This is a genomic window from Enterococcus sp. DIV1368f (assembly GCF_051712245.1).
Taxonomy (GTDB): Bacteria; Bacillota; Bacilli; order Lactobacillales; family Enterococcaceae; genus Enterococcus; species Enterococcus faecalis.
On sequence record NZ_JBIOON010000001.1, the window covers coordinates 667147 to 680760 of the forward strand.

8 protein-coding genes are annotated in these 13614 nt (G+C 36.8%); 5 read left to right on the forward strand and 3 right to left on the reverse strand.

Features of this window, described 5'->3' with window-relative positions:
• Positions 1 to 389: 389 nt before the first annotated feature.
• Complete coding sequence (locus IGL07_RS03320; protein WP_002355746.1) at positions 390 to 1280, reverse strand: ring-cleaving dioxygenase; 891 nt, start codon at positions 1278 to 1280, stop codon at positions 390 to 392.
• Positions 1281 to 1445: 165 nt separating this feature from the next.
• Between IGL07_RS03320 and queA the strand changes: the two genes are divergently transcribed.
• Positions 1446 to 2477, forward strand: a complete 1032-nt coding sequence (gene queA, locus IGL07_RS03325; RefSeq protein WP_010817101.1) for a tRNA preQ1(34) S-adenosylmethionine ribosyltransferase-isomerase QueA — start codon at positions 1446 to 1448, stop codon at positions 2475 to 2477.
• A 343-nt stretch (positions 2478 to 2820) separates the two neighbouring features.
• Here queA and IGL07_RS03330 read toward each other — a convergent pair whose 3' ends face one another.
• Positions 2821 to 3126, reverse strand: coding sequence for a helix-turn-helix transcriptional regulator (locus IGL07_RS03330; protein ID WP_002355748.1), 306 nt, complete (start codon positions 3124 to 3126; stop codon positions 2821 to 2823).
• An 823-nt stretch (positions 3127 to 3949) separates the two neighbouring features.
• On the opposite strand from IGL07_RS03330, the gene IGL07_RS03335 reads away from it, so the two are divergent.
• Positions 3950 to 6595: a calcium-translocating P-type ATPase, PMCA-type gene (locus IGL07_RS03335; RefSeq protein WP_002358801.1), complete on the forward strand. Its 2646-nt coding sequence runs from the start codon at positions 3950 to 3952 to the stop codon at positions 6593 to 6595.
• 416 nt (positions 6596 to 7011) lie between these two features.
• The gene (locus IGL07_RS03340) at positions 7012 to 9018 is read left to right on the forward strand and encodes a KUP/HAK/KT family potassium transporter (protein ID WP_002381294.1); all 2007 of its coding nucleotides are present in this window, start codon (positions 7012 to 7014) and stop codon (positions 9016 to 9018) included.
• Between the two features lie 69 nt (positions 9019 to 9087).
• On the opposite strand, the gene IGL07_RS03345 is transcribed toward IGL07_RS03340, so the two are convergent.
• The gene (locus IGL07_RS03345) at positions 9088 to 9786 is read right to left on the reverse strand and encodes a helix-turn-helix domain-containing protein (protein WP_002396538.1); all 699 of its coding nucleotides are present in this window, start codon (positions 9784 to 9786) and stop codon (positions 9088 to 9090) included.
• Positions 9787 to 9911: 125 nt separating this feature from the next.
• Here IGL07_RS03345 and IGL07_RS03350 point away from each other — a divergent pair, with 125 nt between their 5' ends.
• Together IGL07_RS03350 and IGL07_RS03355 are read left to right on the forward strand one after the other, a co-directional pair.
• A complete protein-coding gene (locus IGL07_RS03350; protein ID WP_025189492.1) occupies positions 9912 to 12056 on the forward strand; it encodes a heavy metal translocating P-type ATPase in 2145 nt (714 codons plus the stop codon).
• 123 nt (positions 12057 to 12179) lie between these two features.
• Entirely contained in the window at positions 12180 to 13604 is a 1425-nt protein-coding gene (locus IGL07_RS03355) for a helix-turn-helix domain-containing protein (RefSeq protein ID WP_010817103.1), read from the forward strand.
• Positions 13605 to 13614: the final 10 nt, after the last annotated feature.

Consider the following 13614-nt stretch of genomic DNA (forward strand, 5'->3'; position numbering starts at 1 on the left):
GCAAGTTGACGGGAGCTGAGTTTTTCATTAGAATGGAAAGAGAACAAGGGAATAAAATAAAAAAAGGCGCTTCATGATTTAGCGGCAACTAAATCACGAAGCCTTGAATAGTCACCTGTGCAAGTGGACCATCAAGTTGCCCGTTCAATCAATGGAAACCATTGATCACTTTTATTTTACTGAATTTTTGAAAAAATTACCAGTTTTTTTAAGAAGTAAGAAGTGGAAGAACGAAGGATGCTTTTTATGGAATGTGCAATGACGTTCAGAAAAATCTGAAGGTCATTTTTTATTCTCTTGTTCAAACATTCAAACATAGGGGAAGAGAGACGGACGTAATTTTGTCACCGATTATTACGTCCGTCTTCCGTTGTTTTCTAAAGCGTTGGTTACATGTCTTTGTAGAGGTTGGCTTCAATTGCAGTCCGTTTTGGTTCTAAAAAAGGCGGTAAAGCCAATGTTTCCCCTAAATGTTCCAGAGGCTCATCCAATGTAAAACCAGGAGTTAAAGTAGCAAATTCAACCCGATTCCCGCCTGGTTCACGAATGTATAAACTTTTAAAATATCCACGACTTACATACATTTCAATCTCCCAGCCTTGTGCTAAAGCGCGCGTGTGTAGTTCTTGTAATGCTTCATCATCAGCCACAGAAAAAGCAATATGATCCATACTGCCACGCCCCATTCGGCTTGTTTTATCCGACGTTGTTTGATGAACAGAAAAGCTTTCCGTCTCACTTAAAATAATCGTATTGCCAACTGCTTGCCAACCAAGAAATGTTTCAAAAAAGGCCAAGGTTTTTTCAGAATCTGGCACATGAAATTCAGTAGAGGCCAAACCGATAATTTGAACCGCTGCTGGAATGTCGTTAGAAACAACGAGTGTTTCTTTTAATGGATTTTCAGGAACTTCTGTCAGGATAATATGCGTATCATCTGGATCACTGAAATGTAGGCTCTTTTCTTTTTTGTTAAATGGAATTTTGTTTTCTGTTAAACGTTGTTCCCAAAAGGAAAGGCTGTTTTGGGGAATTTTTAAGCCAATCGTGGCTAAATAATTTTTTTCTTCATAGCGGTTGCCTAATAAGGGCACGATAAAAAAAGTTACTAAGCTTCCCGGTGTGCCTTGATAATCGCCATAAAAATAATGAGGCATGCGATTGTTGTCTTGATTTACGGTATTTTTGACAAAGCGTAAGCCTAACAATTTTGTATAGAATGATTGGTTTTCTTGACCATGACGCGCTAATAGTGAAACATGATGAAATTGAGCATGCATTTTGAGTTCCTCCTCTAAATAACTATGTATACTTACTTAAAGTAAGTATAGTGCTTCTGACATTTTTTGACAACTATTTAGTTTGATTCAGAAGGCTGACATAGCCAGAAACAAGAAAAAGTGTTAGAATAACCAAGATAAAAACTAGTAGAAAGAGTGACGGAAATGCTAAGTACAGAAGATTTTGATTTTGATTTACCAGAAGAATTAATTGCTCAAACCCCACTAAAAGATCGCGCTAGTTCACGATTATTAGTTGTAAATAAAGAAACAGGGGACATGGAGGATAGACATTTCCATGATATTCTTGATGAATTACAGCCTGGGGATGCATTAGTCATGAATAACACACGGGTACTGCCGGCCCGTTTATATGGAGAAAAACCTGAAACAGGCGGTCATTTGGAAGTTTTACTTTTAACAAATACAGAAGGCGATACATGGGAAACCTTGATTAAACCCGCGAAACGTGCAAAAGTCGGCACGGAAATTCAATTTGGCGATGGTCGCCTAAAAGCGGTGGTTAAAGAAGAGTTGGAACATGGTGGTCGAATCATTGAATTTAAATATGATGGTATTTTCTTAGAAATTTTAGAATCGTTAGGAGAAATGCCATTGCCGCCATATATCAAAGAACGTCTAGATGACCCAGATCGTTATCAAACGGTTTATGCTGAAGAAAATGGTTCAGCTGCAGCACCAACAGCGGGTTTGCATTTTACAAAAGAACTATTAGAAGAGATCAAAGCAAAAGGTGTTCATCTCGTTTATTTAACTTTACATGTCGGTTTAGGAACATTCCGTCCCGTGAGCGTTGATAATATAGAAGAACATCATATGCATAGCGAATTCTATCGTTTAACTGAAGAAGCGGCTAAGCAACTAAATGAAGTACGCCAAGCAGGCGGTCGGATTGTTGCCGTTGGAACAACTTCTATTCGTACGTTGGAAACAATTGGCACAAAATTTAATGGTGAAATCCAGGCTGACAGTGGCTGGACCGATATTTTTATCACACCAGGGTATCAATTTAAAGTCGTAGAGGCTTTTTCAACGAACTTCCATTTACCAAAATCTACGTTAGTGATGCTTGTGAGTGCCTTTGCAGGAAAAGACTTAACATTGGCTGCTTACCAACATGCAATTGAGGAAAAATATCGTTTCTTTAGTTTTGGCGATGCAATGTTTATTAAATAAGCGACACTTTGTGAGCAGAATACTTGGGATTGAAACAAAAATATATTATGATAAACACGTGATTTTTGGAATCACAGTAAAGGTGTGCTTTATTTTTTCTTCCCCTGTAAATAATAAAGTTAGAAACCAAAACGCTACTAGGACAAAAGTGCTTAGTAGACAATCTTAGAATAAAAAGAACGGCGCAACCACGGTTGCGCCGTTCTTTTTTATGTAAGCAAAGATTAATTATTGAAACAACAATACGAAGAAGTGCTTTCTTCGTATTGCCGGTACTAAGTTGTACCTCGGCAACTCCAAGTACAATCAGAAAAATTGTCTTGTTAAGTACAGCTTATACTGTTTAGGCTTCTTGTTCTACATCGTCATTCAGTGTTTCTTTGAAGGTGAACACATCATCAATGGTTACGCCAAAGACGTTCGCGATGTCATGCGCAAGAAGTAATGAAGGATTGTACTTGTTTCGTTCCAGTTGAATAATTGTTTGTCGAGAGACACCGACTCGATTGGCCAAATCTTGCTGAGTCATACGAGCCATAGCACGATAAACATGAATTGAACTTTCAAACGAAGATTTTTTCTTTTTTCGCATAGCATTCCCTCCTTTAAAAGAAGATAAAATAGAATGTGCACCTTGAATATAACACATATGATTATTTGATACAAATATATTTTATTGCCTAAAAGAAAAAACCGAGCTTAAATTTAAGCTCGGCCTTGTTAACGGGAGGACATCAATTGGTTGAATAAGTGTTTACATTTCGCGATACATGTAAAGCAAAAGGTGAACGTGATGTGGTGAAACTAAAACCTTGTTTTCATACAGTTTCGACGCTTGGATGGTGGATAACTTGCGTTAGGTGATAACAGATAGGGTAAATGCTTTATAGAAACTCCATCCTTCTATAACCTTTCCCTATTTTCCGATACGAGTTATCACTAACAATTACTCTACACGTATTGTTTACAGGTGAATCTTGCAATTCTAACAACTTTGAGTTTACCGATTTTTATCTACTGAGAAAATCTTCAACCAATTGATTTGCATGTCCTCCTTACACTTAAAGAATAGCACCTTTTGGAAGCGTTTGCAAGTTATAACACTTATTAATAAGATTAAATATAATATTTTTCTGGTTATTTTATAACATGTAAAATAAATAATCGTGTGAACCAAATAACATTGTATTTTTTTGTTGTTTTTGTGTTGAATATATAGAAATAAACTATTTTTTTATCAGACAAAATGAAAAAAATGTCCATTGCTTTTTGGCTGAATTCGTTTCCTTTTTCATAAAATTCCCATAATCAAATAGAAACATTGCTGTAGCAACAACGAAAATACCAGTTTTTTCTGGAGATATGAGAGAACGCTAAGCCAAAGATGAAAAAAGTTGCGTGTTCAAAAAAAATCATGTTATATTTAATAGAGACACTATTATATAGGAAGAAAAAATTAGAGGGGGAATAGGATGGAAGCTTACAAGCAAACTGTCGATACTGTCACAAAAGAAGTTTCAGTCAATACTGAAACTGGTTTAACACAACAAGAGGCCCAACAACGGCTGAAAGAAAATGGCCGCAATCAATTTGAAGAGGCTAAGAAGGATTCTGTGTTAAAGAAATTTATTCACAGTTTATCTGATTTTACAACGATTATTTTATTAGTTGCTGCGGCAATTTCGTTTTATACAGCAATCGTAACAGAACATGGCGAATATTTTGAAGGAATCTTAATTATTGCAATTGTGATTATCAATGCTGTTTTAGCCATTGTTCAAGAAGGAAATGCTGAAAAATCTCTGGCGGCTTTACAAGACATGAACAAGCAAAGTAGTGCAGTCTTACGAGATGGCAAGGTAATCGAAGTCGATGCTGAAGAACTAGTAGTAGGAGATGTTCTAGTTCTTGAAGCTGGTTCAATGATTACAGCCGATGCACGACTTATTCAAGCTTCTCAAATGCGCGTAGAAGAGTCAGCACTAACAGGTGAAAGTGAACCTGTTGAAAAAGATCCTACATACGTGGGGCATGACGATGATGGCTTAGGAGATCAAATAAATATGATTTTCAAAGGCTGTACCGTTGTGAATGGCCGCGGACGAGCAGTAGTAACTGCAACAGGAATGAATACAGAAATGGGTAAAATTGCTGGGTTACTGAATAACAGCGATCAGCAAAAAACACCATTACAAAAACGCTTGAATCAATTAGGCAAACGTATTAGTTTGTTAGCCTTAGGGGCTGCAGCAATTGTTTTCATTATTGGTGAACTGCAAGGAGAACCGCTTCTTGAAATGTTTATGACAGCCGTTTCCTTAGCGGTGGCAGCTGTGCCAGAAACACTAACCGTGATTGTAACGTTAACCTTAGCATATGGTGTTCAAAAAATGGCTAAGAAACATGCGATTATTCGTCGATTGCCAGCAGTAGAAACGCTAGGAACTGCGAATGTTATCTGTTCTGATAAGACAGGAACACTGACACAAAATAAAATGCGCGTCCGCCGAGTATGGCATCGTGGTGATGAAGTAACGGATACGGAAGATGCCATGACCGATGAAGCCATGGAAGTACTGAAAATGGCTGCTTTATGTACAGATGTCATTGTGGAAAAAGAAGGCGATGAACTAACTGTTACAGGGAATCCGACAGAAGCGGCAATTGTTCGTGCTGTCGAAGAGAATTATCATACGAAAGAAGAACTTGAAGAAAAATATCCTCGTATTGGTGAAATTCCCTTTGATTCAGAACGAAAAATGATGACTACGGTCCATCAATGGGGGAAAAAGTACATCTCAATTACTAAAGGAGCCTTTGATGTGTTACTACCTCGTTTTGGTTTCGGAGATGTCGATCAAGCGGCTATTGTTAATGATCGTTTCGGAAAACGAGCGTTACGAGTTATTGCTGTCGGTTATGCCGTATATGATGAACCACCCAAGGAAATTACATCGGAGGCTTTGGAAAAAAATCTTCGCTTGTTAGGCTTAATTGGCATGATTGATCCACCACGTCCAGAAAGTAAGGGCGCCATTGCTCGTGCGAAAAAAGCTGGAATTAAAACAGTGATGATTACTGGTGATCACGTGGTAACAGCCAGTGCAATTGCTAAAGAATTAGGAATTTTAAAAGATAAAAGTGAAGCCTTATCTGGTTCAGAACTGAAAAAAATGAGTGATGAAGAATTAGATAAACGGGTTAAAGATTTATCCGTTTATGCACGTGTAACCCCTGAAGATAAAATTCGAATTGTTCAATCATGGCAACGTTCTGGCGCTGTTGTAGCAATGACCGGAGATGGCGTGAATGATGCGCCAGCCTTGAAAGCTAGTGATGTCGGTTGCGCAATGGGGATTACTGGAACAGATGTGGCCCAAGGCGCTTCAGATATGATTTTGACGGACGATAACTTTGCAACTATTGTTGATGCGGTTGCGCAAGGACGTGCCGTGTACCGAAATATTCGTAAAGCCATTAACTTCTTGTTAAGCTGTAATATTTCTGAGATTTTTATTGTTTTAATTGCCATGTTACTTGGTTGGGGTGCGCCATTTACTGCAGTTCAACTGTTGTTTGTTAACGTGGTCGCAGATGGGTTACCTGGTTTTGCATTAGGAAAAGAACCAGCGGAAAAAGGAATTATGGATGAGGCACCAATCCCTAAAAACGAAGGGATTTTTGCACGAGGCTTATGGCAAAAGATTGGGATTAATGCAGCAGTGTTCACAGTCATTACTTTGTTTGGTTTTTACCTAGGTGCCTTTGTACCAGGTGTTTCAGCCTATGTTTCAAACAGCTATGAAGTTGGACAAACAGTGGCATTTTTAATCTTAGCTTATTCCTCTATCTTACATGTCTTTAATGTTCGTAGTGCGAACTCTGTTTTCCGTGTAAAATTATCAAGCAACAAGTCGCTCTTTGAAATGGTCGTTTTAGCATTATTAATTACCACAACCATTGCTTTATTACCATTCACACAAGAACTATTTGGATTAGTGCATATTAGTTTAAATCATTGGATGTTAGCAATTTTCCTATCCTTTGTGCCAATTTTCGTCAATGAAATGATTAAGTTCCATTTCTCTGAAGTTGAAGAGGAAGAAGAAGTGATTTAAATTTAACAGGAATAAAAGAAGCTACTTTTGTTCAGGGAATTATCTTAATAGTTAGCAAGAGGTCGGGACAGAAGCGTTTAACTCCGAGAAATAAGAAGGAGTTGCTTCTGTTCCCGCCGTTTATCAGTTTTTGAGCGTGGAGCAAAAATCCAAAGTGATTTTTGTCCCACGCTCTTATTTTTGATTTTCCTTTTTTCAAAATAGGTGGGTTTCTTATCTAAGATGAACATTCTCTAATAAAAAGACTTGCTAAACGATTTAAAACGTATTATAGTGAGTAGCATCGTTAGTCAAAAAGCGCTTTTTGACTAATGAAAAAGATATATAAAACGTTATATAATAAAGAGTTTTAAAAGTTTTTATGGAGCTGTTGGTTAAACTAAACGAAGTCATTTCTTTTGTAGGAGGAAAGTATTGTGTTACACAAAGCAGAGGGGTTTGATCGTCGGAAATTTACGATGGCAGGGATCTTAGTTGCCATGGGCGTTGTCTATGGAGATATTGGAACGAGCCCTTTATATGTAATGAAAGCCATTGTAGGAGATAATGGTGGCTTGGCACGGGTCTCTGAATCGTTTATTTTAGGTTCGGTCTCATTAATTTTTTGGACATTGACTATCTTAACCACGATTAAATATGTTGTTATTGCTTTAAATGCTGATAACCATGGAGAAGGTGGGATTTTCTCTCTTTATACATTGGTTCGTAAAAAAAGTAAGTATTTGATTATTCCCGCAATGATTGGCGGCGCCGCTTTACTGGCTGATGGCGTTTTGACCCCAGCTGTGACAGTGACGACAGCGATTGAAGGCTTACGGGGGATTCCGGCATTTTTTGAACGTTTTGGCAATGACCAAACGATTATAGTGGTTATTACGTTGACGATTATTTTAATTCTTTTTTCTGTTCAACGATTTGGAACAGAATTGGTCGGGAAAGCTTTTGGGCCGATTATGTTCTTGTGGTTTACTTTTTTAGGCATCATTGGTTTAATGAATTTTAGCCAAGATTGGACGGTTATTCGTGCATTAAATCCATATTATGCTTTGCAATTACTAGTCAGTCCAGAAAATAAATTAGGTCTATTTATTTTAGGGAATATTTTCTTGGCTACAACTGGTGCTGAAGCTTTATATTCTGATTTAGGGCATGTAGGAAAAATGAATATCCGCATTAGCTGGCCGTATATTAAGATTTGTTTGATTCTTAATTATTTAGGTCAAGCTGCGTGGTTGTTAACGGTCAAAGAAAACCCTGAAATGCAGGCATTAGCTGAAATTAACCCATTTTTCCAAATGATTCCACGGGGTATTCTCGTATTTGGCGTTGTTTTTGCAACAATCGCCGCAGTGATTGCTTCGCAAGCGTTAATATCAGGTTCGTATACTTTAGTTTCTGAAGCGATTAAATTGAAGTTATTACCAAGACTTAAAATTATTTATCCTGGGAGCAATATCGGTCAAATGTATATTCCAGCGGTAAATTTAATTTTGTGGTTAGCTTGTTCAGCAATCGTGCTGGCTTTTAGAACATCGACACACATGGAAGCTGCGTATGGTCTATCGATTACGATTACGATGTTAATGACAACCATTTTATTGTTGTTTTATCTTTTGGATAAAATTCCAGCTTGGTCTGCGTATCTAATTTCCTTGTTCTTTGCTGCCATTGAAGTTGTCTTTTTCTTTTCAAGTGCTGCGAAGTTTTTCCATGGTGGATATGTTGCTGTGGGAATGGCAGTCTTCTTGTTATGCATCATGATTATTTGGGAACGCGGCAACGAGATTAAGGAAGCAACGGCGGAACAAGTGTCGTTGGAAAAATATGTACCACAACTTAAAGCTTTGAAAGAAGATACATCTGTACCTATGTATCAAACCAACGTGGTCTTTTTAACCTCCGATCGAGTGGACGGCGAAATTAATCGTAATATTATTTATTCGATTTTGGACAAACAACCAAAACGAGCGAATGTTTATTGGTTTGTTAATGTTCAGGTAACAGATGAACCCTTTACTCAAGAGTATTCTGTTGATATGTTAGGAACTGATTTTATTGTGCAAGTTCAGCTATATTTAGGCTTCCATATTTCTCAAGAAGTGAATGTATATTTAAGACAAATTGTTCATGACTTGATGAAAACAGGCCGCTTGCCAAAACAGCCACAACGTTATTCATTAACGCCAGGGAGAGAAGTTGGCGATTTCCAATTTGTATTAATTCAAGAAGAATTATCTAACGTTTCTGAACTGAAAAAATGGGATCGACAAATTATGCAGGCAAAATTAGCTATCAAAAACTTAACTACCTCTCCTGAAAGTTGGTTTGGCTTGGAATACAGTGAAGTCAAATATGAATCCGTTCCTTTAATCATTGGCCCACAACGGAAAACGCACTTAGTCGAACGAAAGAATCGTTCATAAATAGAAGAAATTTAACTAAAAGATTGAGCCTAGGTCCTTGAGATACATGGCTCAATCTTTTTTGTAGAATCAGAGTAAATACTGTAATTCCACAAAGAATTCATTTAAAAGCGTTTGGTCTTTAAAGGAATTCATCCGCTTAAAGATGGCCAGTAAGACTTCTTTTTGTGGTTCAGTTAATTGATCTACTTTTAACAAAGGAAGAAAAGCGATAATCAGAGAATAATCCAATTCTGGATTTTGAGAATGTGTAAATAATTCATGGAGTTCTGACAAAATAAACGGATGATAATAAGATTGGTCAGACTGTTCTTCTGCAGTTGTTGGTTCATAAATAGAAATACTCTCTTGGGAATGAGAGGGGGCTTCTACTGTTAAAGGAAAAGCATAAAAGGACTGCTGTAACTTTTGCGCTTGAATCATAATTTTTAAGGAATCGTGATAGGATAGCTGTTCTTCAGATAAACGTACCATCAACTGAGTAAAAAAAGGTGGTTTTAGCAGTTGTTTATTTTGAAAATTTTCTTTTAATAGCTGGCGCACAAATCGATCGAAATCACCATAAAGTAGCCAATCTACTGTTGTATCGCAGGCTTTAGCGATTTTTTTTAAGTATCGTTTATTGGGTAAATTCAAACCTAGTTCCCAGTTACTAATTGTACTTCCACTAGATAAACCAATTTTATTGGCTAAATAACGTAAAGTGTACTTCTTCTTTTTTCGAGCTTCACGCATGCGTGCCCCGACTTGCTTTGTAGTAATTTTCATTGAAACACTCCTTTTGTAATAAATATGAGGATAAGGTGTTCTTAAAATATACATACGCAAAATTCGGCTCTTTTTTTTTCTAAACTAAAAAAAGTAATTATTTCTAACAATTTTCATCTTGTGCTATGCTTAAGATGAAAATACTTAAGAAGAGAAGGGATCATATGTCAGCAAAACATAATCATGAACAACACCAGGAAAAACAGCCAACAATGTCCCACGATAAAATGAATCACATGAATCATGATATGGCGCATGAACAAATGGCTATGTCACACCAACATGAAGGAATGAAGGGAATGGATCATTCAATGCATATGGGGAATTTTAAACAAAAATTCTGGCTGTCATTGATTTTAGCTATTCCGATTATTGTTCTTTCACCAATGATGGGTTTTCAATTACCTTTTCAATTTACTTTTCCAGGTTCTGATTGGTTGGTCTTAATTTTAGCAACTGTGCTATTTTTTTATGGTGGGCAACCATTTTTAAGTGGCGCTAAAATGGAATTACAGCAAAAGAGTCCAGCAATGATGACGTTAATTGCGATGGGGATTTCGGTATCATATTTTTACAGCCTATATGCGTTTTACATGAATCATTTTACGAATCAGGCCCACGTGATGGACTTTTTCTGGGAATTAGCCACTCTGATTGTTATTATGCTTTTAGGCCATTGGATTGAAATGAATGCTATTTCTAATGCTGGTGATGCCTTGAAAAAAATGGCTGAACTGTTACCTGACACAGTCAAACGAATGACTGAACATGGGGAAGAAGAAATTCCTTTGCAAGATGTTCAAGAAGGCGATCGCTTGATTGTTCGTTCGGGAGATAAAATTCCGACAGACGGTAAAATTTTGAAAGGAAGCACAACAGTCGACGAATCGATGGTTACAGGGGAATCAAAAACAGTAGAAAAAAACATTGGCGACTCCGTGATTGGTGGAGCTGTCAATGGCAACGGAATGATTGAAATTTCGGTAACTGGCACGGGTGAAAATAGTTACCTGTCAAAAGTTATGGAGATGGTTAAACAAGCGCAATCGGAAAAATCAAAACTAGAATCCATTTCAGACCGTGTAGCCAAGTGGCTATTCTATATTGCCTTATTCGTAGGTGTGTTAGCATTTATCGGTTGGTTACTCGTAACGAAAGATTTGTCGCTAGCATTTGAACGAATGGTTACAGTTTTTATTATTGCCTGTCCCCATGCGTTAGGCTTAGCAATTCCTTTAGTGATTGCTAGAAGTACCTCCATTGCTGCTAAAAATGGCTTACTTTTAAAAAATCGGAATGCATTAGAACAAGCCAATAAGGTTGAATATGTGTTGCTGGATAAAACTGGTACTTTAACAGAAGGACAATTTACAGTTACTGGCTTAGAATTAATGAGTAAGCAATTCACTAGAGAAGAAGCACTTAAATATATTGGAGCATTAGAAAAAAATGCAAACCATCCGTTGGCAATTGGGATCATGAACTATTTAAATAAACAAGCCGTTCAACCTTATGAAGCCCATAATCTGCAAGCTTTATCAGGCGTAGGACTGGTTGCTACTGTTCAAAACCAAGAAGTCAAAATAGTCAATGAAAAAGAAGTTGCACGGTTACAGTTAACCTTCGATGAAACAATTAAAACAAACTATCAAGAGCAAGGAAATACCTTGAGCTATTTAATCATCGCTGGTCAATTAGTCGCACTGCTTGCTTTAGGAGATAAAGTCAAACCAGAAGCTAAAACATTTATTGCAGAGTTACAAGCGCAAGGAATTACGCCAGTCATGTTAACAGGGGATAATCAAACAGCTGCCAGTGCAGTTGCTAATTATTTAGGAATGAAGGAATACTACGCAGAGCTCTTACCAGAAGATAAAGAAAAAATTGTACAACAATATCTTACTGAGGGACATCAGGTCATGATGGTAGGAGACGGTATTAATGATGCACCAAGTTTAGCCCGTGCTTCAATCGGTATTGCGATAGGCGCTGGTACAGATGTAGCGATTGATTCGGCAGATGTTGTACTGACGGATAGTGATCCTAAAGATATTTTAAGGTTCTTAGATTTAGCCAAACAAACACGAAGTAAAATGATCCAAAATCTTTGGTGGGGAGCTGGGTACAATATTGTCGCCATTCCTTTAGCGGCTGGGGTTCTTGCACCAATTGGGATTGTTTTAAATCCAGCTGTAGGTGCTGTCTTGATGTCATTAAGTACAATTATTGTAGCAGCAAATGCTATGACACTGCATATTTCAAAAAAATAATTCGATATAATTGTAGAGAGCGGAAAGTAATCAATACTTTTTGTTCTCTATTTTTTTCTTCTTAAAAAAATTTTTGCCTTATTTGACGTATTCTTATAACAAGGGAGTGAAAGGGGACGATATATGGATTTCAAGGAATTATTGTCTTTTGAACATAAAAATATGTTGGAATTGTTGGATTTACTGCAACAAGAGCAGACATTTTCTGTTTTGATGGCTGCAGAAAAACTAAAGGTGAGCGACAAAACCATCCATTGTTACATTCAACGTTTTGAAAAAAAGCAGGAAACGTTTAAGATAGAAGGGCTTTGTAAGATTTATACAACGACCAAAGGAATTGTAAAATATCGTGAATTATGCGTTTGTGGCTTGGCTCGGTTTAGACAAAAATTTTGTTATTTTATTCCCGAGTTTTATATTTTACGTTGTCTAATTGAAGAGCGAATCAATTATGCGCAATTGACCCAGGTATTGGGATTACAGGAATCAACTCTTCGGAAGAAACTTTCTAATATTCGACGTTGGCTAGTTAATTTTGATATTATTGTACGTCAAAAACATTACGATTTAACTGGCAATGAATGGCAAATTCGACAGTTAATCCTTTGTTTTTATTTGTTTTTTCAAGAAAGCTGTCTGGAAGAAAACAGAGAAATGACTCGGAAAATCATTACCTTTTTTGAGTTGGATTTAAATGTAGCACAACAGAATCATCTTAGTTGGCTAATTTATATTTGGGAGAAACGATATAGAGGTGGGCGTGAAATTTCAGTGCCAAATGCTAATTTATTTCAACAAACAAGTGCTTTTTTTTATTTATTTCGTGTGGAAGTGTTGAGCACTTCTTTTATATCTCTTAAAGAACAAAAAGCGTTATTTGTGATTCTTGAAGCACATTTTGGTGGTTGTTTTGGCAAGAGAGCGCGAAAGTATTTTATTCATGAGCAAATGAAAATAGAAAGTTTATGCTTAAAAACAGCTATTTTTATTATGAAAGAAATTAGGAGAAATTTTACACAACATCATTTTAACTATCAAGAAATTCATTTATGTCGATTTTTAAGTACGCATATGAATAGTTTATTAGACGGACAAGCATGGTTGCCAGCTCATAAACAGGAACAAACACTCGCTGTACGTTATCAGCAAACTTGGCACAGATTACAGAAACTAATTAGGCTTTTAAAACGCCTGTATCCAGTCTTTACTTCAGTAAAAGAAAGGGAATTGACGAGTTGCTATTTTTATCACATCCTAGATTTATTTGACCCGATTTTATATGAAAAAAAATATATTATTTGCCTATTGACGGACTTTCCTCCAGAAAAGGAACAAGCGTTGGGGCAATCTATAAAAAGCTATTTCAGTGAAAAAAAGAATATTACAATTATTCATGGAAAACCAACGTATCAACTTCACCAAGCACACCTCTTAATTGTCAATCATTTGTTTCAGATGAACGTAGCGCTTTCTTCTATGACAGTGGTTTATTTGCCAGAGGAATTATCTCCTGCTTTTTTTGAAAAAGTCGAAGCGAATCTACCGTAAGAAGTCCAAT